This window comes from Psychromonas aquimarina ATCC BAA-1526 (assembly GCF_000428725.1).
In the GTDB taxonomy this organism is placed as follows: Bacteria; Pseudomonadota; Gammaproteobacteria; order Enterobacterales; family Psychromonadaceae; genus Psychromonas; species Psychromonas aquimarina.
Genome location: NZ_KE386792.1, coordinates 79,659 through 101,569, shown reverse-complemented (window position 1 = coordinate 101,569; position 21,911 = coordinate 79,659). Strand labels below are relative to the sequence as shown.

Sequence of the window (21,911 nt, the reverse complement as noted above, 5' to 3'; positions counted from 1 at the left end):
TGGTGAAAGATGTAAACGAACCGAAATTACCTAGGCATACAAGTTTTGGCTGGTTAATTGCAGTGCTGGGGGCGGATATGACTGAGTCGCTTAACCTGAGACTGAAAGAGATAGGTTTACATATAGGGCTATGGCCGACACTGTTTGCACTGTGGGAAGAAGAGGGACTGACTCAGGCACAGTTGTCTAAGCAGTGCGGCACGGCAAATTATACAACAACACGTGTACTGGATACTCTGGAAAGTAAAGGGCTGGCTGAAAGGCGGCCGCATCCGACTAACAGAAGAGTGCATTTGATTTATTTAACAAAGAAAGGGCGGCAGCTGGAAAAACAGGCCGCCGCTATTGCCGGCTCCTGTAATGAGGAGTTTTTATCTGCTTTATCTGCTCAGGAAAGGAAGCAGATTATGGCGCTGGTTTTTAAAATAACAGCGGCCCGTATTCCAGCTTTGAATGAGCACTAATTTTTATTGTTATTACAAAAGGCCTGCATAAGCAGGCCTCTCATCAACAGAATAAATCAGTTATTATAATTTAATAACGGTACGGCCGGTTACCTGACCCAGGGTAATCGCTTCAGCGCATTCTGCCGCCTGTTCTAAACCAACCTCACGACAGGCCTGCTGATAAAAACTCTGTGGCAGCAGTTCTACTAAACGATCCCAGGCATCAACACGTTTCTGATAAGGACATGCAACGGAATCGACACCTAATAATTTAACGCCGCGTAAAATAAACGGCATAACTGTAGTCGGCAGATCAAAGCCGCCTGCTAAACCACAAGCCGCCACAGCGCCGTTGTAATCCATCTGTGCTAATACTTTGGCCAGTACTTTGCTGCCGACAGTATCAACTGCACCAGCCCATAACTGTTTTTCTAAAGCACGGGCAGGCTGTTCAAATTCACTGCGTTCAATAATAGACTGTGCACCCAGTGTTTTTAACAGCGGGCCGTTTTCCTGCGCACGTCCAGTGACAGCTGCAACTTTATAACCCAGCTGCGCTAATAAAGTAACTGCAGCCGAGCCGACGCCGCCGCTTGCGCCGGTTACTAAGATTTCACCGCTTTCTGGTTTAACACCGGCATCAACTAATGCCTGCACACACAACATGGCGGTTAAACCCGCTGTGCCGACCATCATTGTCTGTTTACTGCTGATGCCCTGCGGCTGGGGAACCAGCCAGTCTGCTTTGAGACGGGCTTTTTCTGCCATGCCGCCCCAGTGACCTTCGCCTACTCCCCAGCCGGTTAGTACTACATTGTCACCAGCCTGGTAACGAGAATCTGTTGATTCAATAACGCTGCCCGCCAAATCAATACCGGGAACCATAGGAAACTGGCGGACAATACGGCCTTTACCAGTAATCGCTAAACCGTCTTTATAGTTTAAAGAAGAATAATCAACAGCAATTAATACTTCACCTTCAGGCAGCAGTGATTCATCGATTTGACGAATTTCTGCGGTTGTTTTTTTGTCTTGCTGATCCAGAATAAGCGCTTTAAACATAAGGAGTCTCCGAGAGATATATAGGGATGTTTTAATAACAGCAGTGTAGTGCTGAATTGATTATGATAAAAGTGAAACTTAATCATTTAATCTATGCATTAAACACATAAAGTAACTGTTAACTTATCTAATGCGCATATGTTCTGCTGTAATTTTGGAAATGTTAACCGGCTCGCTTATCCTGTCTTTTTATAAGAAAGGCAGTTAAAATCCGGCCATTAAAAACTAAAACTGAAAAACAGGTTATGAACAAAAAAATTGAATTACTGGCACCCGGCGGTGATCTTGACTCTATTAAGGCTGCGATTGCCGCCGGCGCGGATGCTGTCTACTGCGGTCTGGACAGTTTTAATGCGCGAAAGCGCGCCGTTAATTTAAGCTTTGATGATTTTAACCGGGTGATAAAGCTTGCTCATCAGCATAACTGCGAAATTTTTCTGACGCTTAATATCATCATATTAGAAAATGAGATAAAACCGCTGCTGACTTTACTCAATAAACTGGTTAACACTGCTGTTGACGGGGTGATTGTTCAGGACTTAGGGCTTTTTTATCTATTATCAGAGTACTTTCCAAGCCTTGATATCCACGCCTCCACGCAGGTCACAACCCATAACCGGGGACAGATAGAGTTTTTAAATAAACTCGGTGCTTCCCGGGTTAATTTATCGCGCGAGTTGAATATTAAGGAGATAAAATCCTTAACTCAGTTCGGGCTTGAGCGAAATGTTTTATCAGAAGTTTTTGTGCACGGCTCATACTGTATCGGTTTTTCCGGTTTGTGTTATATAAGCTCTGCTCACGGCGGCAACTCCGGTAACCGCGGACGATGCAGTCAGCCGTGCAGGGATAAATATCTGCCGACCGATGCCGGTAAAGAATATCCGCTGAATCTTAAAGATAATTCGGCATTTTTTGATCTTGAAGAACTGATTGATGCCGGGGTTTATTCATTAAAGATAGAAGGGCGGATAAAAGGGCCGAGTTACGTTCACACCGTAGTCAGCAGCTGGAAAAAGCAGCTGCTGAGTTATTCTTCGCAGGGAAAATTACTTTCGGATAACTCTGCGCTTTATAAAGTGTTTAACCGTGATTTCTCAAACTCTTATTTAAAGGGCACCATCAATAAGCTGATGTTTATCGATAACCCGCGAGATAATACCCTCAAACATGTTGAGCAGAGTAATGCGGGTTTAAGTCATCTGCAGATTGAGCAGGCCAAACAGGACCTTTATGATCAGAAAACTGCGATGGCGGCAGAGGTTGCAGAAAAAATTAAGCACTTAAACACGGATAAAATACCTTTAACCATTACACTTTCAGGTCAGTCCGGTCAACCGTTATGCGTGTCGGTAAGCACGCCTGAGTGTGTATTTATGGTGCGCTCGCAAAGTAAGCTTATTCATACAGAAAATGCTTCGCTTAATCGAAGCGCGATAGATAAAAGATGGAAAGGGCTGAATAATGCATTAACCTGCATCGAGTCTATCTGCATGCGCTGCCTGGATGCCGATCTGTTTATTCCCTTTAAAGAGCTCACCGTTATAAAAAACAGCATCTTATATCAGTTAAACGGTGCAAAAGAAGCTGTTTCACCTGTTGAACTTCCTGTTTTAAACTATGCACCCCCGCAGACAGCTAAAGCGAAGTTATCGGTTCTGATTTCTAGTAAGCAGGATCTGCCTCTGTGCAGTGTAGATGGAGTCGATGTTTATTATAAGCTGCCGGATAGTTTCCGAAAGGGCTGCGCGGAATATGTGGATCTGTTTGCTGATAATAAAGGACTGATCCCCTGGTTTCCGTCAGTTCTGATCGGCGCTGATTATGAGGCGGCTGCACAGCTGCTTAAACAACTGTCTCCGAAAAAAATTGTTACCAATAATACCGGTATTGCTTATCTGGCTTATCAGCTGGGCATCGACTGGACTGCCGGGCCGTACCTGAATATTACTAACTCCTTCAGTCTGGCCTGCCTTAAAGAGAAGTTTAACTGCAGCGGTGCATTTATCTCTAATGAGATTAATAAAAAGCAGATAAAAGCCGTTCGCAGCCCGGAAAATGTCCAGCTCTATTACAGTATTTACCACCCGCTTTTACTGCTCAGCAGCAGGCAGTGTCTGTTTCATCAGACGGTCGGCTGTAAAAAAGCCGCTATGGACGCCAAGTGTCTGGATAAGTGTGAAAAGTCGGCCTCTATTATTAATCTTAAAGGCACCTCTTTTGCTATTAATAAACAAAAGGGTGATTATGTGAATATGTACAGCAATGAGCATTTTCTTAATACGGATATTGTTAGTGATGCACCGGAGCAGTTCAGCGCTTTCTTTATCGATTTAACTGATATCGGTATAACAGAGGCGCGCGAAAAAGATAAAACTTCGATTATAAGAGGCTTTAGGGAGCTGATTGAGGGGCAGGTGGACGCGGCTGAGCGGCTCCATAATATGCTTGGGCAGACAACTAACAGTCAGTATCAGAAAGGTTTGTAAGGAAATGAATAAGCCGGGCTGACGCAGTTGGCCCGATTAGTTAAGACGTTTCCAGTTTTTTACCTGGTCATTAAAAAAACCGGATTCACGGTAGGCTTTATCGATAATGCCTCTGGCCTGCAGCTGTGTGAGGCCGCTGTTTAACTGCTGCAGAATGCGCTTGGAATGTTTAGATTTTTTAAATATGGCAAAATGGCGGGTACCGTGCAGCGCGACTTTCAGGTTAGGCACCGGGATAAGTTTAATGCCGTTATAGGTTAATGAAAGATCTTCGGTTGACTGAAAAGGCGCTAATAAAAAGTCGATATGGCCGCTGTGTACCATATCGACCATTGATGCCCATTTATCGGTATGTTTAACATTGCTGATTTTTAATGACTGTAGTGTTAACCAGTCCGCTGTCCATATTCTGTTTGATACAGCGCTGAAAGCGCGTAACTGCTGTTTGTTTTTAACCTTAAGCATCTCTGCATTGTCGGGGCGGGTATATAAACCCGCTTCAAACTGCCCGTTTTTAATAATTGGAATAGAAAAATAGATTTCATTCTGCATGGTGAACATGGACTGCCATACTGAGGTGCCGGTTAATAATACTGCCCCTTTGTTAAGGTAATCAATGGTAGTGTGGTCTGAGTCAACAGAGATTAACTGATAAGGATATTTGTTACCGCCCAAATGCAGCGCCTGCTGCAGCAGTACCAGTTCAACCACATCGCGGCGGCTGAAAGCACCGGAGAAATCCGTGACAGAAAGCGGATCTCGTCCGGCTATAAAACGAAAATAGTCATCTCTGACATCTCTGGAAACCACAACCTTGAAACTTTCATAAAGGCTGTATTCTGCAGATGAAAACGGAACGGTGAAGAGTAATAAAAAAATTTGTAAAATATAAAGAAATCTCTGCAGCATCCTCACCTCCTTTTGAATATGCAGTTAAATAAGATGAATGATTATACTGGTTTTATAACAACCATTTTGTGAAATGACTGGTAAATAAAAGCTCTAAGCAGCGCTATACTATTAAAAATTAAGCAAAATAAAAGCAATACGGGCAGATAAAAGTCATCCTGTCTTATATCAGGCAGTTTGTCTTGCTGACTTTGTATCTTGAAGTATTATGGCTGTAAATTATAAGAAAAAGGTAGGCGTTTGTGTTTCAGGTATATCATTCTAATCAGCTTGAGCTTTTAAAAGATCTTTTAGCTGCGCTCATGCAGGGCGATAAGCTGGAAGATCCCTTTGAAAATGAAACCATTCTTGTACAGAGTCCGGGCATGGCACAGTGGCTGCAGCTGCAGATTGCACAGTCAACCGGGATCTGTGCCAATATTGACTTCCCGCTGCCGGCCAGTTTTATCTGGCAGCAGTTTAAACATGTTCTGCAGGATGTGCCTGATAAAAGCCCGTTTAACAAGATGTCCATGACCTGGCAGATTATGAAGCTGCTGCCGGAGTGTCTGCAGGATCCAGATTTTATTTCGTTATTACACTACCTTGAAGATGATGCTGATTTACGCAAACGCTTTCAGCTCAGCCAGAAAATAGCCGATATTTTTGATCAGTATTTAGTTTACCGGCCGGACTGGGTTGAGACCTGGCAGAATGCCGATGAGCAGGAGATCAGCTCCTGGAACAGCGAAAACAGCCAGTCCGTGCCGCAGTGGATTGACGAGCAGCGCTGGCAGGCCAAATTGTGGAAAAAACTGACGTTAACCATTGAGCAGAGCTTTGCCGAGCATGGTAAAGCTTATCACCGGGCCGGTTTGTATAAAGATTTTCTGGAAAAACTCAGTACACAGGAAAACTTAAGCCATCTGCCTAAGCGTATTTTTGTATTCGGCATATCTGCACTTCCTGAGTCTTACCTACAGGCATTATTAGGTTTAGCTAAACATTGTGATGTGCATTTTTTATTAACCAATCCCTGCCGCTATTACTGGGGGGATATTGTTGATCCTAAACTGCTGGCCAAACGTTTTGCGCAGAGCCGTCCTAAGCTCGCCGTAGAAAAAGGTCAGGTGAAAAACCTCGCGGACTCCAGCTGGCAGAAAGATGAACAGCATCTTAAATGGGCAGTCAGTGAGGACGTTGACAGTGAAGTAGGTAATCCTCTGTTAGCTTCCATGGGAAAAATGGGGCGCGACTTTTTATATCAGCTGTATTCCTTAGAGCAGCAGGAGGTGGATGCCTTTGTTGATATTCACCGCGACACTCTGCTGCATAATATTCAGGCGGATATTTTAGACCTTAAGGACAGCAGTCAGGTGTTGAGTTTAGATGCTTCACAGCGTATTGCTGTTGATCTTGATGATCAGTCATTAACTGTGCACCTTGCGCACAGCGTGATGCGTGAAGTGGAAATTCTGCACGATAATCTGTTAGCTATGTTTGAAGCGGATCCGGCATTAACACCAAAAGATATTATCGTGATGGTGCCGAATATTGATCAGTACGCTCCCTATGTACAGGCGGTTTTTGCCAGCGTGGAAAGCAGCCGTTATATCCCGTTCAGTATTTCAGATGTCAGCGCGCAGCAGGAAAATCCGATTCTGGTGAGTTTTCTGCAGCTGCTGAATTTAAATCAGAGCCGTTATACTCGTGAAGATATCCTTGCCCTGCTAGAAGTCCCGGCTATTCTGCAGCGTTTTAAACTGGATCAGGATGATTTTATTCTGCTCCAGAAGTGGATCAATGAAAGCGGTATCCGCTGGGGGCTGCATGAGAAAAGCGCCGCCCAGTGGGATCTGCCGAACTTATCACAGAACAGCTGGTTATTTGGTTTAAGACGTATGCTCCTGGGTTATGCCATGGGTGACAGCATGTTTGCCGGTATTTCTCCCTACGATGAAGTGCAGGGACTGCAGGGCGATCTGCTGGGGCGTTTTATCGATTTTATTGATGCCTTGACTGAGCTGGAAACACAGCTGAAAAAATCCTACAACGCGGCTCAGTGGCAGGCATTTGTTTATCAGCTGGTTGATGATTTTTACCTTGAAGATGATGACAATTCTGCGGTATTAAGCATGATCCGGGAACAGCTTGATATTCTTTTAGAGCATACCCAGCAGGCTGAATTTGAGCAGGAGCTGTCACTCTTTGTATTGATTGAGCACCTGGAAAATCACCTTTCCGCTCAGTCTAACAGCCAGCGTTTTTTAGCCGGACAGGTTAACTTCTGTACTCTGATGCCGATGCGCTCGATTCCATTTAAAGTGGTGTGTTTATTAGGCATGAACGACGGTCAGTATCCGCGCAGTATTGTACCCATGGGATTTGATCTGATGGTCGGTCATCGTCATCGCGGTGACCGCTCCCGCCGTGAAGAAGACCGCTATCTGTTTTTAGAAGCACTGCTCTCGGCACAGGATAATCTCTATATCAGTTATATCGGTCGGGATATTAACGATAACAGCGAAAAAACGGCCTCGGTATTAGTTTCGGAACTGCTTAATTACTGTCAGCAGAGTTTTGTTTTACAAAAGAACCGTGAAGATACGGCTAATGCAGCTGAAAAAGCGCTGCTGGACTTTATTAAACACAGTTATCCGATGCAGAGTTTCAGTGACTCTTATTATCTGCAGGATGTTAAAACCTATAACCGTAACTGGTGGCTGGCTTTAAATAATCGTGAAACCGAACTGTCCGACAGCAGCTCGCCGGTAGCCCTTGATGAACCCCTGCTGGAAGTACAGCTGATCCAGCTTAAACAGTTTCTTAAGCATCCCTGCAAAGCTTTTTTCAACCAGCGTTTAGATGTCTATTTTGAAATTGACGACAGTGAACAGGATAATGATGAGCCGTTTTCACTGGATAATCTGCAGCATTATCACCTTAAAAGCCAGCAGTTTGAATATGCCTTAGAGGGCAGATCGCTGGATGAACTGTTTGTTGAAATTAAAGCCGGCGGAGAACTGCCCCTGGGTGAATTTGCACCTCTGATCTTTAATAAAGACCTGCAGGCCATGGAGGATCTTGCGGATTTAACCGCGAGTTATTTTATTGGTGAAATAGAAACTATCAGTATTGATATTAAATTTGCCGAAAAGCGCTTAACAGGTGAATTAAGCGATCACTGTGAAAACGGTTTAGTGCGGGTTAAAACCGGCGGTATTAAAGGCAAGGATATTTTATCTTTATGGTTAGAGCACCTTTGTTACTGTATTGCACACGGGCAGAACTTAAACTCCAGTTTATTTGGTCAGGATAACGGTATCTATTTTGAAGAGGTGCCCGCCGATTTTGCTTATCGGACAATTGCAGAGTTAATTGCTTTATATGAGCAGGGGCTGCAGTTTCCTTTGCCTTTCTTTATCCAGAGTGCATTTGCATGGAGCACCTTAGTTCATTATCAGCAGCCGGAGTGTTTTGTGCTTGAGGATGTAGAGTTTGATACACGCGCTGAAGCACAGAAAGCCGCCCTGGATATTTTTGCCAATGAGCGCAGCTATGCCGAAGGTAAAGATCCCTATATCACCCGTATTTATGAAAACCTTGAAGATCACTGGTTAGAGTTTGAAACGCTGGCGATGCAGATTTTTAAACCTGTTTTAAGCAATATATCAACCATCGAATACAGCGCATGGGATGGTGAAGAGTAATGGAACAATTGAATACAAACAAGCAAAACAGCGCCGCGGCTGAGCCGCTGGACGCATTAACCTTTCCCTTATACGGCCAGCGTTTAATTGAAGCCTCTGCCGGTACCGGCAAGACCTATACCATTGCCAGTTTATTTATTCGTCTGTTATTAGGTCACGGTGACCGTCTGGCTAATGCCGAGCATGGTGCCTGCAGTAATGCCCATCAGCAGCCCTTAACTGTGGATAAAATTCTGGTGGTGACCTTTACCGAAGCCGCCACCGCAGAGCTGCGCTCGCGGATCCGCGAGCGTATTCAGCTGGTGCGTTTAGATTTTGTGCAGGGCAGCAGCCGCGACCCTTTTACCCAGACACTGATTAATCAAAGTGATGATCACCCTGGTGTTATCCGCTTATTACGTTTTGCCGAACTGCAGATGGATGAAGCCGCTGTTTATACTATTCACGGATTCTGTCAGCGTATGCTGATGCAGAATGCATTTGAATCGGGCAGTCTTTTTCAGCAGACTCTGCTGGAAAATGATGCCCATCTTCTGCTGCAGGCCTGTAATGATTTCTGGCGTACTTTTTTCTATGATTTATCCACGCCGCTGACTGAGCTGATTTTTAGTTACTGGCAGAACCCTGAGCAGTTAAAGAATGAGCTCCGCGGCTGGTTATCACGTAATGATCTGACCTTTATTCCTGAGATTACGGACTTTGATTTTAAAGCAAAATATGAAAACAGCCTGCAGGCAATTGAAGAGTTAAAAGAGAGCTGGCTGAAGGATGCCGATGACTATTTTGATATTATCAGTCATTCCGATGTATCAAAACGCAGTTATACCAAGAAGAATCTGCCAAACTGGTTAACTGAAATTAATCAGTGGGCGAATCAGTCCGGTCACTCTTTAGATCTGCCTAAAAACCTGGTGAAGTTTTCCCAGAAGACCCTAGATGAGAAAACGCCGAAGGGGGCTATTCCCAGCCATCCGGTATTTACTGCGGTTGAGAGAATCCTTGATCAGGATTTATCGCTGCAGAATACGATTTTGATTAAAGCTACCAACTGGATCCGTGCGCATCTGAGCAAGAGTAAAAAAATGCACATGCTGTTAGGTTTTGATGATCTGCTTACGCGCTTAGATGATGCCCTGCAGAATTCGCCGGATAACCATCTGGCAGAGCAGATTAAAGCTGCCTACCCGATTGCCCTGATTGATGAGTTTCAGGATACCGATCCGGTGCAGTATCGTATTTTCCAGACTATTTATCAGCAGGCCGAACAGACTGAAGAGCAGGCTGAGGCAGATAAAAGTGCCGGCCTGTTTATGATAGGCGATCCTAAGCAGGCTATTTATAGTTTTCGTGGTGCAGATATATTTACTTATATGCAGGCGAGAAAGAATGTCAGTGCGCATTACAGCCTGGATTATAACTACCGCTCCTCGCCGCAAATGATAAATGCCGCTAATGCCTTTTTTGAGTTTTGTCCGGCGCCTTTTATCTACGAAGACGATATTCCTTTTTCCAGGGTAGAAGCACCTAATATTAAACGTAAAAAGCTGGTGATTGCCAACCGCGATGACAGCGCGCAGACCGCTTTACAGTTTATTCATCCGGTCGGCGGTGAAAATGTGCAGGGATTTAAAGACTCAATAACCCGGGGCTGCGTGAATGAAATAAAAAATATACTGCTCCTGGCGCAGCAGGGTAAAGCTTATCTTGAAGATCAAGACGGCGGGCAGACTGCAGTCCGTGCAAATCATATTGCGGTGCTGGTACGCACCGGTAAAGAAGCACAGCTGATCCGTAAAGCACTGTTTGAAGAAAATATTAACAGTGTTTATTTATCACTCAAAGAAAGTGTTTACGCAACCCCGCTTGCACAGGATCTGCTGCGTATTCTGCAGGCTTGTCTGCACCCTGAAAATGAACGTTTATTACGTGCCGCAGTCGCCTGTAAGCTGTTTGCTTTAAGCCCTTATCAGGTTCATCAGCTGCTGCTGGATACGCGTTTATGGGAAGAAAAAATCGGGCAGTTTATTGAGTATCGCGCGCTTTGGGCAAAAAGTGGTATTTTGGCAATGCTGCATAAATTATTTCACCAACAGGGTATAAGCAGCTATTTACTGCAGAATATGCAGGGCGAACGTCTGCTTACAGATCTGCTTCATCTTGCTGAATTACTGCAGAAAAACAGCGTAGATTATGACGGTGATTTTGCTTTAGTGCGCTGGTTCAGTGAACAGCTGAAACAGGCCGACGGGGATCCTGGCGAACAGAAGCAGCGTTTAGAAAGCGAAAAAGATCTGGTGCAGGTCAGTACGCTGCATAAATCTAAAGGGCTGGAATATGATATTGTATTTATGCCCTTTACCGGCTTATATCAGAAAGCGAGGCAGTGTTTATATCATGATCCGGCTAAAAATAATCGCCTTGTTTATGATCTGCAGGGCGGTAAAAGTCATTTTGAATTAACAGAAAAAGAGCAGCTGGCAGAAGATCTGCGTTTATTATATGTGGGTTTGACCCGCAGTGTTTACCGCTGCTATATCGGTATTTCCAGTTATAAAACCGGACGGGTAAAAAACAGTCCGCTGGCCAAAAGTGCGCTTGGTTATATCTGTCTGCAGGGAGGGAAAGATCTGCTTGCCGGTAATACTGAACTGCTGAACAGTCATCTCGAAAAAATGTGTAAAACATCGAATAATATTTCGGTGCGCAGCACGCCGCTTTTAAATGAGATACCCTATGTGGTGCAGCGTGGCGAACAGATACTGCAGGCGCCGCCGGTTTTTGCGGGCGCTGTGGAAAAAAACTGGTGGATAAGCAGTTATTCCTCGCTGTCGCGTTTACATGCTCCTGCACCGCAGTCCGAGCCGCAGGTCGAATCTGAACTAGAGGCTTTAGATAATCTGCCGGTAATAGCAGGCGCACCGCAGCAGACCCCCTTTAGTTTCCCGCGGGGCGCTAAACACGGGACATTTTTGCATGAGCTGTTTGAGCAGATTGATTTTGAATCTGCAGACAGTGAGTCTTTAAATGAGTGGTTAGTTGAGCAGTTAGATAAACGCCATTATGAGCAGAGCGAGCTGTGGGCTCCGGTTTTAGGAAACTGGCTTGAACAGATTTTAGAGCATGATCTGTCAGCAGGGCAGCAGTTAAGTCCAGAGCTGAAATTAAGACACTTAGCTCCAGAGCAGAAAAAGGTCGAAATGCAGTTCTTTATTCCTATGGCGCCGGTGCATGCCGGTGCGGTTAATAAACTGATTCAGCAGCACGATCCGTTATCGGCTGCTGCTGGAGAGCTGCTCTTCCATAGAGTTCAGGGATTCTTAAAAGGTTTTATCGATCTGACTTTTGTGGCGGATAAGAAGTATTATGTACTGGACTATAAATCGAATTATCTCGGTGATAATTTACAGGATTATAGTCAGGAAAATATTAAAAATGCCCTTATTGAGCACCGCTATGATTTTCAATATCAGCTCTATACCTTAGCACTGCACCGCCTGCTTAAGTCGCGTTTAGCGGATTATGATTATGACAAGCATATTGGCGGTGTTATTTATACTTTCCTGCGCGGTATGCAGGGAGAAAACGAGTTCGGTGTATATTTTAATAAACCTAGTTTTGCTTTAATCGACGGCCTTGATAAGCTCTTTTCCGGACAAAACAGCACAGCACAGGTACAACAGGAGCCGCTATGTTAGAGCAGCTTAAACAGTGGAAAGAGCAGGGCTTACTGCGCTCAATTGATTATCATTTTGCAAAATTTACGGCTGATTTAGGGGCGGATCCCCTGACTCAGTTATGTGCTGCTTTTACCAGTGAGTATTTAGGGCTTGGCCATATCTGTCTGCCTGTTGATCAGATAGCCGCACACCTTAATGAAAAGTGTCTGATATCGGAGATAAATCTGCCGGAGTTTTGTCAGAAGCATGATATTGACTGTCTACTGCAGAATAATGAACAGGCCCATGCGCTGTTGAGTGACTCGCTGTGTGTCGGTGAAAATGCACCGCTGCAGTTACAGTTTAATGCCTTGTATCTTGCCCGTTACGCGCAGTTTGAGCAGCTGATTGCCGATAAACTGCTGCATCAGCCGCAGGTTATTTTAAGCGGTAATGTTAAAGGCCAGCTGGACGCTTTATTTGCGGTTAATTATGAATATATCTGGCAGGCATGGTGCGCAGATAAAAGTCAGTCTGTGTCTCTGTTATGTGAGAAGTATCTGGATATTGTGGAATCTGCTCCGATTGACTGGGGACCGGTGGAAACCCTGTTTAAGCAGGCACAGAACAGTGATGTGCTGCAGGCGCTGGAGATCTTAATTCCGGAGAGCTGCCGCTGTGACTGGCAGAAAGTGAGTGCGGCCCTGGCACTGAGCTCTGCACGCTGTGTTATCTCCGGCGGTCCGGGCACGGGTAAAACAACCACAGTAACTAAACTGCTGGCGCTGCTGATAAATGCGCAGCCCGAGCTGTTGATAAAAATGGCCGCACCGACCGGTAAAGCGGCCGCGCGTTTAACTGAGTCTATCAGCAGTGCGCTGAACGAACTCAATATTGATCCGAGTTTAAAAGATAAAATTCCCAGTGAAGCTAGTACCATTCACCGTCTGCTCGGCGTGAAAGCTAACAGTAACCATTTTCGCCATGACCAGCATAAAAAATTACATTTAGATCTGCTCCTGGTGGATGAAGCCTCAATGGTAGATTTACCGTTAATGGCAAAATTACTGACGGCGCTGCCGGATCATGCGCGTTTGATTTTATTAGGCGACAAAGATCAGTTAGCCTCGGTTGAAGCCGGCGCTGTTCTTGGGGATATCTGTTCTTTTATTGAGTCCGGATACAGTGCTGAAAAAGCGCGGCAGTTATCTGAGCTCACGGGTTTTTCATCTCTGCTGAAAGACAGGCACAGCAGTGAGACGATGGCGGATAATTTGTGTCTGCTGCGCAAAAGTTATCGTTTTGATCAGTATTCAGGTATTGGTTTTTTAGCCAAAGCGATTAACAGCGGCCGGGCCGGAGGCAGACAGCTTGTACAGCTGTGCAGTGATTATGCGGATCTGCAGCATTATACGAATAATGAGCAGGGTCTTCCGGCTGTTGAGAAACTGATGCTCAGCGGTTACCGGCCTTATTTACAAGCTTTATGCGTGATCGGTGCAGACAACCGTGACAGTGCCAAAAATCTGCTCAAGCTGTTTAACCAGTTTAAAATTTTGTGTGCGATTCGTGAAGGCGAGTGGGGTGTTAACGGATTAAACCAGCGCTGTGAGAAAGTACTGCACAAAGCCGGTCTGATAGACAGCTTGTCTTCTCAGACGGCTGGCGAACTGAGCACCTGGTATGTGGGCCGTCCTATAATGATCACCCAGAATAATTACCACTTGGGTTTATATAACGGTGATATTGGTTTATGTCTGAGTGATGAAAAAAATCAGCTGCGTGTGTATTTCCAGATGGCAGACGGCAGTGTTGCAGATTTTCAGCCAAGCCGTCTGCCTAGCCACGAAACCGTGTTTGCGATGACGGTGCATAAAAGCCAGGGCTCTGAGTTTGCGCATACCGTTTTGTCCCTGCCTGAAACTCCGGTACCGGTTGTGACTCGCGAGCTGATCTATACCGGTATCACCCGCGCTAAAAAAGAGCTGACTTTGTTTGCAGATCTGTCATTAACGGCCAGTGCGATCCGCAATAAAACACAGCGCTTCAGTCGTTTAGTTGAGCGTTTACAAAACGCTAAAGAGAAATAGTCATGCAGCAGATTAAAAGCCAGAAAACATTAAGAGAAACGATTGGAAAGCCTAATCCTGTTGCGGCCAAGAAGATTTATGATCACCTTAATCCGCACATGAAAAGTTTTATCTGCAAGTCTCCGCTGCTGATGCTGTCTACCCTTGATGAAAACGGTTTTCCGACTATTTCTCCGAAAGGAGATAAACCCGGTTTTGTGAAAGTTACCCAGGATAATAAGCTGCTCATTCCTGAATTACGGGGTAACAAGCTGGCATTTTCATTAACTAATATCCTTGAACATAATAAAGTGGCGCTGATTTTTATTCTGCCCGGTACCACTGAAACATTAAGAGTGCATGGAACCTGCCGTCTGCTAAGCGGTGAGCTTATCTGCAAACAGATGGCCTCGCTGTCGCACAATGCACTGCTGGTGATGGAAGTAACGGTGAATAATGCTTATTTCCATTGTGGTAAAGCCCTGCTGCGCAGTAAAACATGGCAGAGTGATACCTGGCCTGAGGCTATGAAAATATCCTTCGGCAAGGAGATTGCTGAGAATACCGGTGCGGACAGCTCTTTTATAAAGCAGGTAGATGACGGTATTAAAAGCCGTTCTATTGCAGATTTATAGAATATATCAGCAGCTTTCTGCTCCTGATATTTATGCTAATGATATTTGACGGCTATAATCATATTCAGAGAGTCCTTCTTCTGTAACCATGAAGGTAAACATATGAATCTGGATATTCATACGCTGTTTATCATTAATACCATAGAAACATTCATTATTGCCCTGGTAATGTTTGTTATCTGGCGTACACAAAAATCCAGCTTAAGCCTGGGCTGGATTGCGCTGGCATTCGCCTGCCAGTCTCTCGGGACATTCTTAGTTTCAACCCGCGATTCCCTGCCCTATTTCTCCTCCATTATTATTGCTAATACGGCTTTTTTGTTATGGGTGGTTTTCCTGTGGCGGGCAATACGTGATTTCCAAAGGTTAGCTTTCCCGGTCTGGAAAGTATTAGGTGCACTGTTTGTATTTATCTGCTTATCTCTTTATTTTACCTACATCTATTTTGATACCGATATACGGGTTATTATTTTTTCATTGTATGTTACATTTTTTTCAATTCTCAGCGTCAATGATCTGGTTAAACCGGTGCACAGCAATTCATCGGCGATTGAGAATAAATACACTGCCGGCCTGATCATGCTGTTTACCGGTTTTATGGTTCTGCGTGCGGTAGTGACTGCCGCTGGAATGGTGAGTTCAGATTTTGCCTACGCCGGCCTTTTACATCAGTTCACTATGCTGGTTCTAATGGCTTATTCACTGGCTTTTGTTCTGGCATATTTGTGGCTGCTGCAGCGCCGCTTTGAAAGTGAAATTGAACAGCGGGCAGATGCACTGCAGGCCGCAAACTCATTAACCGAGTTATTACGCCAGGAGGCCGAAGATGCAGCGCTGCATGATCCCTTAACTCTGGCGGGAAACCGCCGAAAATTTGAAACTAATGCGGATCTGGAACGGGAACGTCATCTTCGCCATCAGCGTAACCTGTGCCTTGCTTTTGTTGATATCGATCTTTTTAAAGCCGTTAATGATAAATTTGGACACGATGTCGGGGATCAGGTTTTAAAATCACTGGTCAGCCTTTTTACTGATATTACGCGTAATATTGATATGATTTACCGCTGGGGAGGTGAAGAGTTTATTATATTGTTACCTGAAACAGATTTACCAACAGCACTGCTTGTCTGTGATCGTATTAGGGGGCATATTCAGTCAAACCTCAACGTTGAGGGAGACAGTATTACCATCAGTATTGGTGTTGCTCAGTTAACGGCTAATGAAAGTATCAATGAGCTGGTCAAACGGGCAGATAAACTGTTATATAAAGCAAAACAGAAAGGACGCAACTGCGTTGTCGGGTAAACTGTTATATAAAAGCAAAACAGAAAGGACGCAACTGCGTGTCGGATAAACTGCTATATAAAGCAAAACAGCAAGGACGCAACTGCGTTGTCGGATAAACTGTTATATAAAGTAAAACAGCAAGGACGCAACTGCGTTGTCGGATAAACTGTTATATAAAGCAAAACAGAAAGGACGCAACTGTGTTGTCGAATAAACTGTTATATAAAGCAAAACAGCAAGGACGCAACTACGTTGTCGGATAAACTGTTATATAAAGCAAAACAGCAAGGACGCAACTGCGTGTCGGATAAACTGTTATATAAAGCAAAACAGAAAGGACGCAACTGCGTTGTCGGATAAACTGTTATATAAAGCAAAACAGAAAGGACGCAACTGCGTTGTCGAATACAAGATGGGTATACAATGAAAACAATAGGTTTATTAGGCGGGATGAGCTGGCAGTCAACAGTAAGTTATTATCAGGCAATTAATCAGGGGGTGAACGAGCAGCTAGGCGGTTTACACTCTGCTAAAATTATTCTTAACAGTGTGGATTTTGCAGAGATAGAAAAGCTTCAGCATGCAGGGTTATGGAATGAGACGGCGGATATCCTCAGCGAAGCCGCAAAATCACTGCAGCATGCGGGCGCAGACTTTTTAATGATCTGCACTAACACTATGCATAAAGTAGCCTCAGAAATTGACAGCTGTATTGATATCCCTGTTTTACATATAGCTGATGCCACTGCATCTAAGCTCGTGGCTGATAATATAACTAAAGTAGGACTGCTGGGTACGCGTTTTACCATGGCGCAGGATTTTTATAAAAAGCGCTTAACGGATAATTTTGCGATTGATGTTGTTGTGCCCTGCGAATCGGATCAGACCATAGTGCATGACATTATTTATAATGAATTATGTAACGGCCACATTATTGACTCTTCACGCGGCCAGTATGTGCAGATAATAAACAAGCTGTTTAAACAGGGGGCGCAGGCGGTTATTCTCGGCTGCACTGAAATTGCTTTATTAGTAAAAGAGGGCGACACAACAGTGCCTTTATACGATACCACTGCAATCCATGCACACAGCGCAGTTCAATACGCATTAAAAGGTTAAATATCTATGACCCCGGCAGTTAATTTTGTCAAAAAACAAAAAATCCCCTATCAGGTACATGAGTATGATCATCAGCCAGGAAGTGAATCTTATGGTTTAGAGGCTTCTGAAAAGTTGGGGTTACCGGCTTCAGTGGTATTTAAAACATTAGTTGTCTGTTTAGATACAAAGCAGCTTGTTGTGGCGTTATTACCTGTAGATAAAAAACTCAGTATGAAACATGCTGCTAAAGCCGCCGGTGCTAAAAAAGCACAGATGGCAGATAAAAATGATGTGCTGCGTTCTACCGGATATGTACTTGGTGGAGTAAGCCCCTTAGGGCAGAAAAAACGTCTGACAACGCTGCTGGATATCAGTGCAGTGGGGCTGCCGAGTATTTATGTCAGCGCCGGTAAAAGGGGGCTGGATATTGAGTTAAATCCGCAGGATTTAATACGTGTATTAAATGCATCTGCTGTTGAATTATGTCTCTGAGCAGCCTTTGTTTCTGCGCCTGTTCTGGCGCAGTAAAAGTTAATGATTATTTGCTGTTTAAACGCTGAATAAGTGTGTTAGCATCACGTTTTTTAATTAACCTGAAAGTGATGCTGAGATGTTGGAAGAGTTTTTTACCCTGTATTTAAAACTGTTTTTTATGATGGTTCCGTTCTTTGTGCTGTCTGTGTTTCTTAGTTTGAGTAAAAACCTTACCAAACCAGAGAAAAAGAGCGTCATTTTCAAGCTGTCAGTTGCTGTTGTTATCTCAAGTCTGATCTTTTTACTGTTTGGTAAATATATATTCAACCTGTTCGGCATTACCTTAGATGCGTTTAAGATCGGTGCGGGAACTGTACTGTTTTTAAGTGCGCTGGATATGATCCGCGGCGGCCGCGAGGTGCCTGCGGAGAAACTCGAATCAGGCAGTGATTTTGCAATTGTACCGCTGGCAATACCGATAACGGTCGGCCCGGGTATGATAGGTATTCTGATGGTGATCGGTGCTGAGGTAAACACCATTGTCGGCACGCTGATAGTTGTTCTGTCACTGTTAGCCGCAGTTATCTCGCTGGCTGGTGTGCTGCTGCTTTCTAATAAGCTGCAGCATTTAATCGGTAAGCAGGGGTTAGCGGTACTGCCTAAAATAACCGGTTTATTTGTTTCGGCGATCGGCGCACAGATTATATTTTCCGGTATTAAAGGTTTTCTGTTTTAAGCCGTTAAATTCCATTTTCCAGGGAGGACATAGTGGGTAAAAAATCAGAGCTGCTAATGGCCGCCATTTTTTTTGCCGGTGGTTTGATACTGACGGGAGTCGGGCTGGTGGATGCCTGGTCGGGTCTTAAATCATATCTTTGGGATGAAAAAGAGGGGGTTATTATCTCTTCTGAAGTTCGTTCCTGCGGGCGTGGTCAAGGGCTGAATTCCAAAGAGTACCGCGCTGATATTTTTTACCGCTATTCTTTAAATGGCTATGAGCTTAATGGTGATCTGCTCTATTCGGGCTATCAATGCCAAAACAACCGGCAAGGCGCCCAGGACTGGGTGGATAGCTTTCCTGCGGGCACAGCGGTTACGGTTTATGTTAATCCGGATAAACCCAAAGAAGCTGTATTAGTGAACGGCATTCATTTAGAGCATATCGGCAGACCGCTGGCCGGTCTGCTTATGGCCTGGCTGGCCGTGTTTATGTTTTTCAAACTTCGTGGTAACCGTTGAATCCGATTATTACTTCCGTTTGCAGGTTTTAAATAAAATGACAGCAGCCTGCTGTTTAGTTACTGCTTTTCTGACCATACCGCGTATTCATTTTCGTTTGGATCTTCAAAATGAAAACGCACTCCGCCTGGAAAGGCAAAAACAGGTTTAATAATTAAGCCGCCGGCCTGCTTTATTTTCTGCTCTGTGTGATTAATGTTACTGCTGTAAATCACAGTTAAAACACTGCCGTTTTTTGTAGTTGAACTAAGCTCCGACAGATAAAAACCGCCGTTGATACCTGCATCCTCGCCGGAAAATGCGCAGTATTCAGGCCCGTAATCTTCAAACTGCCAGTTAAAAACCGTGCTGAAAAAAGACTTGGTTTTAGATAAATCTCTGCTGGGAAATTCTAAATAGTTTATTTTTTTATGGGCAGACATAAGCATTCCTTTTTCTAGTGTATTAAGGGAGTGTGATTGTATATTTTCGAAAAAAACTATTTTTTGAGCCGCTTCTCTTTTTAAAGTTAACTCTCTGCCTAATCAGGTTTAACAAAGTGCTGCTGTGAATTTTCAACTATTACATTTTTGTTCGCACAAGTGCAGTTGAAATACTATAGCTGACTGCCGGCTGTCTATGGTTAATCTTTTATTTCTACATATGTGCAGTGAACCTTGCTCGAACATGGGAACAAGTGATGAAAAATAACCGGCAGAAATGAGAACATTAAACAGCCTAAATTCGGATAATAGGATAACTTATTGATTTTGGGATAGTCATTTTTGCAACTAAAGCAATAATTACTTAGTATACGAAAAACAAAATTGTTAACGGTATGTGACCTTGATTCTACTGCTAACGGAACAAAAACTATTAGGGATATAAATATGCGAAAAATACTCACTGCATCACTTATGCTTGCGTCTGTCTCATTTTCTGCATCGGGCAGTGAATGCGGTAAAGTGACTATTGCAGATATGAACTGGAACTCTGCGACGCTGATCGCTAACGTTGATAAATTCATTCTTGAACACGGTTATGACTGTGAAGCCGAGCTCGTGCCGGGGGATACGATGCCGACGGGCACTTCCATGGTTGAGAAAGGTGAACCGGATATTGCACCTGAGCTGTGGAGTAATTCGGCGAAAAAATCGCTCGATGCCGGTGTGAAAGAGGGGCGAATCCGTTACGCGGGAGTAAGTTTGTCTGACGGCGGCGAGGAAGGTTTCTGGATACCGGAATATATGGTTGAAAAAGATCCGTCACTGGCAACCATTGCAGGTATCAAAGCGCAGGCAAAACTATTTAAACACCCTGAAGATCCGGATAAATCAGCCGTTATGGGCTGTCCTGCCGGATGGACCTGCCAGATCACTACCGGTCATCTGTTTGATGCGATGAACTTAGAAGATGCCGGTTTTGAATTAATTGATCCAGGCTCAGGTGCGGGCCTTGCCGGCTCGATTGCTAAAGCTTATGAACGTAAGCAGCCATGGCTGGGTTATTACTGGGCGCCGACAGGTGTACTTGGAAAATATAAAATGGTAAAGGTTGATTTTGGCTCAGGTACCGATGAAGCCCATTATCGTGCTTGTATCACCAAGGCAGACTGTATGGATCCGAAACCGACCATGTTCCCGCCTTCAAAAGTCAGTACGATTGTGACAGAAAGCTTTGCTAAACGAGCGCCTGAAGCTCTTGCTTATATAACTGCCCGTTCTTACACTAATGTTCAGATGAACGGGCTGCTGGCCTGGATGGAGGATAATCAGGCCGATGGTGAAATAGCCGCGGAAGAGTTTCTGCTCAACAATGAAGATATCTGGTTAAAATGGGTTAGCCCTGAAACTGCAGAAAAAGTGAAACAGGCGTTATCTGAACTGTAAGCCTGATTAATGCCCGGCTGCTTGCCCGGGCTTTATGTACTGATGCTGAGATTCTGTTAATGGATGAAGCACAGCTTAGCAGGACAGGAACAAAGCAGTTAAGGATTAAGCATGGATAATTACCGTATCAGGAAGATGAGTAAAGATGAACTGCAGCTGGCCGTTGACTGGGCCGCTAAAGAAGGCTGGAATCCAGGTCTGCATGACGCAGAGCTGTTTTTTAACGCAGATGCACAGGGATTTTTTGCCGGAGAGATAAACGGACGCATTGCCGCAGTGGGCAGTGCCGTATGTTATGACAACAGCTACGCTTTTTGCGGTCTTTATATTGTTGCTCCAGAGTTTAGAGGGCGCGGTTTAGGGCTTGCTTTGACCAAAGCCCGTCTTGAGCAGTGCGGGGATCGCAATATCGGCATTGACGGGGTGCTGGAGAACGTCGAGATTTATCAGCGGGTGGGTTATAAACCCTTTTATATGAATCACCGCTTTCAAACGGAAGCCTCTGTGCAGGATTTTGATAACAAATCTATTGAGCAGATCTCTGAGGAGCACATAACTGAAATTATTAACTATGACCGCCAGTGTTTTCCGGCTAAGCGAGAGATCTTTTTACGGCAATGGATTCAGCAGCCGGAAGGCAGAGCTTTGTTTTATAGCTTTGAGGGAAAAATAAAAGGTTTTGCTGTGCGCAGAAAATGCCAGCAGGGATATAAGATAGGTCCGCTGTTTGCAGATAATATCCATATAGCCCGTGAGCTTTTCAAGGCGCTGCAGCAGGACATTCATGGGGAGATAGTGATTCTGGACGTTCCGGAAAACAACCCTGCCGCCATGACGCTCGCCCGTGAAAACGCCATGCAGGAGGTATTTGCGACTATGCGTATGTATCAAAAAGGGCTTCCGGATATTGAGCACAATAAGATCTACGGGATTACTACTTTTGAGCTGGGCTGAAGCAGGAAAATTTTGCTTTCCTGCTCTTGTGTT

General features: G+C 44.5%; 16 protein-coding genes. 13 read left to right on the top strand and 3 right to left on the bottom strand.

Features of this window, described 5'->3' with window-relative positions:
• Positions 1-2 precede the first annotated feature (2 nt).
• Entirely contained in the window at positions 3-464 is a 462-nt protein-coding gene (locus G337_RS0122065; RefSeq protein ID WP_037028428.1) for a MarR family winged helix-turn-helix transcriptional regulator, read from the top strand.
• Positions 465-527: 63 nt separating this feature from the next.
• Here G337_RS0122065 and acuI read toward each other — a convergent pair whose 3' ends face one another.
• Positions 528-1,508 carry an acrylyl-CoA reductase (NADPH) gene (acuI, locus tag G337_RS0122060; protein ID WP_028865772.1) on the bottom strand — a complete coding sequence of 327 codons (981 nt, stop codon included), beginning with the start codon at positions 1,506-1,508 and terminating at the stop codon, positions 528-530.
• 245 nt (positions 1,509-1,753) lie between these two features.
• Between acuI and G337_RS0122055 the strand changes: the two genes are divergently transcribed.
• Complete coding sequence (locus G337_RS0122055) at positions 1,754-3,997, top strand: peptidase U32 family protein (protein WP_028865771.1); 2,244 nt, start codon at positions 1,754-1,756, stop codon at positions 3,995-3,997.
• A gap of 36 nt (positions 3,998-4,033) precedes the next feature.
• Here the strand turns inward: G337_RS0122055 and G337_RS0122050 are convergent, their stop codons facing one another.
• On the bottom strand, positions 4,034-4,906 hold the full coding sequence (locus G337_RS0122050) for a hypothetical protein (protein ID WP_028865770.1): 873 nt from the start codon (positions 4,904-4,906) through the stop codon (positions 4,034-4,036).
• A 242-nt stretch (positions 4,907-5,148) separates the two neighbouring features.
• Here G337_RS0122050 and recC point away from each other — a divergent pair, with 242 nt between their 5' ends.
• From recC to G337_RS0122000, 9 genes are all read left to right on the top strand, one after another.
• Entirely contained in the window at positions 5,149-8,595 is a 3,447-nt protein-coding gene (recC, locus tag G337_RS0122045; RefSeq protein WP_028865769.1) for an exodeoxyribonuclease V subunit gamma, read from the top strand.
• Positions 8,595-12,290 (top strand): exodeoxyribonuclease V subunit beta, encoded by a 3,696-nt coding sequence (gene recB, locus G337_RS0122040; protein ID WP_037028425.1) that lies wholly within the window; start codon positions 8,595-8,597, stop codon positions 12,288-12,290. Before recC ends, recB begins: the two co-directional genes overlap by 1 nt.
• On the top strand, positions 12,284-14,341 hold the full coding sequence (recD, locus tag G337_RS0122035; RefSeq protein ID WP_028865767.1) for an exodeoxyribonuclease V subunit alpha: 2,058 nt from the start codon (positions 12,284-12,286) through the stop codon (positions 14,339-14,341). The genes recB and recD overlap by 7 nt, the downstream gene beginning before the upstream one ends.
• A gap of 2 nt (positions 14,342-14,343) precedes the next feature.
• Entirely contained in the window at positions 14,344-14,955 is a 612-nt protein-coding gene (locus tag G337_RS0122030; RefSeq protein ID WP_028865766.1) for an MSMEG_1061 family FMN-dependent PPOX-type flavoprotein, read from the top strand.
• Between the two features lie 102 nt (positions 14,956-15,057).
• On the top strand, positions 15,058-16,260 hold the full coding sequence (locus G337_RS0122025) for a GGDEF domain-containing protein (protein WP_028865765.1): 1,203 nt from the start codon (positions 15,058-15,060) through the stop codon (positions 16,258-16,260).
• 405 nt (positions 16,261-16,665) lie between these two features.
• The gene (locus G337_RS0122015) at positions 16,666-17,361 is read left to right on the top strand and encodes an aspartate/glutamate racemase family protein (protein ID WP_028865764.1); all 696 of its coding nucleotides are present in this window, start codon (positions 16,666-16,668) and stop codon (positions 17,359-17,361) included.
• Between the two features lie 6 nt (positions 17,362-17,367).
• Positions 17,368-17,835 (top strand): Cys-tRNA(Pro) deacylase, encoded by a 468-nt coding sequence (gene ybaK / locus G337_RS0122010; protein WP_028865763.1) that lies wholly within the window; start codon positions 17,368-17,370, stop codon positions 17,833-17,835.
• 118 nt (positions 17,836-17,953) lie between these two features.
• Positions 17,954-18,553: a MarC family protein gene (locus tag G337_RS0122005; RefSeq protein WP_028865762.1), complete on the top strand. Its 600-nt coding sequence runs from the start codon at positions 17,954-17,956 to the stop codon at positions 18,551-18,553.
• Positions 18,554-18,585: 32 nt separating this feature from the next.
• On the top strand, positions 18,586-19,056 hold the full coding sequence (locus tag G337_RS0122000) for a DUF3592 domain-containing protein (RefSeq protein ID WP_028865761.1): 471 nt from the start codon (positions 18,586-18,588) through the stop codon (positions 19,054-19,056).
• A 59-nt stretch (positions 19,057-19,115) separates the two neighbouring features.
• Here G337_RS0122000 and G337_RS0121995 read toward each other — a convergent pair whose 3' ends face one another.
• Positions 19,116-19,478: a VOC family protein gene (locus G337_RS0121995; protein WP_028865760.1), complete on the bottom strand. Its 363-nt coding sequence runs from the start codon at positions 19,476-19,478 to the stop codon at positions 19,116-19,118.
• A gap of 447 nt (positions 19,479-19,925) precedes the next feature.
• Between G337_RS0121995 and G337_RS0121990 the strand changes: the two genes are divergently transcribed.
• Both G337_RS0121990 and G337_RS0121985 read left to right on the top strand, forming a co-directional pair.
• The gene (locus G337_RS0121990) at positions 19,926-20,924 is read left to right on the top strand and encodes an ABC transporter substrate-binding protein (RefSeq protein ID WP_028865759.1); all 999 of its coding nucleotides are present in this window, start codon (positions 19,926-19,928) and stop codon (positions 20,922-20,924) included.
• A 111-nt stretch (positions 20,925-21,035) separates the two neighbouring features.
• The gene (locus G337_RS0121985; RefSeq protein ID WP_028865758.1) at positions 21,036-21,878 is read left to right on the top strand and encodes a GNAT family N-acetyltransferase; all 843 of its coding nucleotides are present in this window, start codon (positions 21,036-21,038) and stop codon (positions 21,876-21,878) included.
• Positions 21,879-21,911: the final 33 nt, after the last annotated feature.

Bases quoted from the DNA above. Each gene is read 5' to 3' on its own strand.
- ybaK (WP_028865763.1), top strand. From the start codon at position 17,368: ATGACCCCGGCAGTTAATTTTGTCAAAAAACAAAAAATCCCCTATCAG.
- G337_RS0122025 (WP_028865765.1), top strand. From the start codon at position 15,058: ATGAATCTGGATATTCATACGCTGTTTATCATTAATACCATAGAAACA.
- G337_RS0122005 (WP_028865762.1), top strand. From the start codon at position 17,954: ATGTTGGAAGAGTTTTTTACCCTGTATTTAAAACTGTTTTTTATGATG.
- G337_RS0122015 (WP_028865764.1), top strand. From the start codon at position 16,666: ATGAAAACAATAGGTTTATTAGGCGGGATGAGCTGGCAGTCAACAGTA.
- acuI (WP_028865772.1), bottom strand. From the start codon at position 1,508: ATGTTTAAAGCGCTTATTCTGGATCAGCAAGACAAAAAAACAACCGCA.
- G337_RS0122050 (WP_028865770.1), bottom strand. From the start codon at position 4,906: ATGCTGCAGAGATTTCTTTATATTTTACAAATTTTTTTATTACTCTTC.
- G337_RS0121990 (WP_028865759.1), top strand. From the start codon at position 19,926: ATGCGAAAAATACTCACTGCATCACTTATGCTTGCGTCTGTCTCATTT.
- recD (WP_028865767.1), top strand. From the start codon at position 12,284: ATGTTAGAGCAGCTTAAACAGTGGAAAGAGCAGGGCTTACTGCGCTCA.
- recB (WP_037028425.1), top strand. From the start codon at position 8,595: ATGGAACAATTGAATACAAACAAGCAAAACAGCGCCGCGGCTGAGCCG.
- G337_RS0121995 (WP_028865760.1), bottom strand. From the start codon at position 19,478: ATGTCTGCCCATAAAAAAATAAACTATTTAGAATTTCCCAGCAGAGAT.
- G337_RS0122055 (WP_028865771.1), top strand. From the start codon at position 1,754: ATGAACAAAAAAATTGAATTACTGGCACCCGGCGGTGATCTTGACTCT.
- G337_RS0122030 (WP_028865766.1), top strand. From the start codon at position 14,344: ATGCAGCAGATTAAAAGCCAGAAAACATTAAGAGAAACGATTGGAAAG.
- G337_RS0121985 (WP_028865758.1), top strand. From the start codon at position 21,036: ATGGATAATTACCGTATCAGGAAGATGAGTAAAGATGAACTGCAGCTG.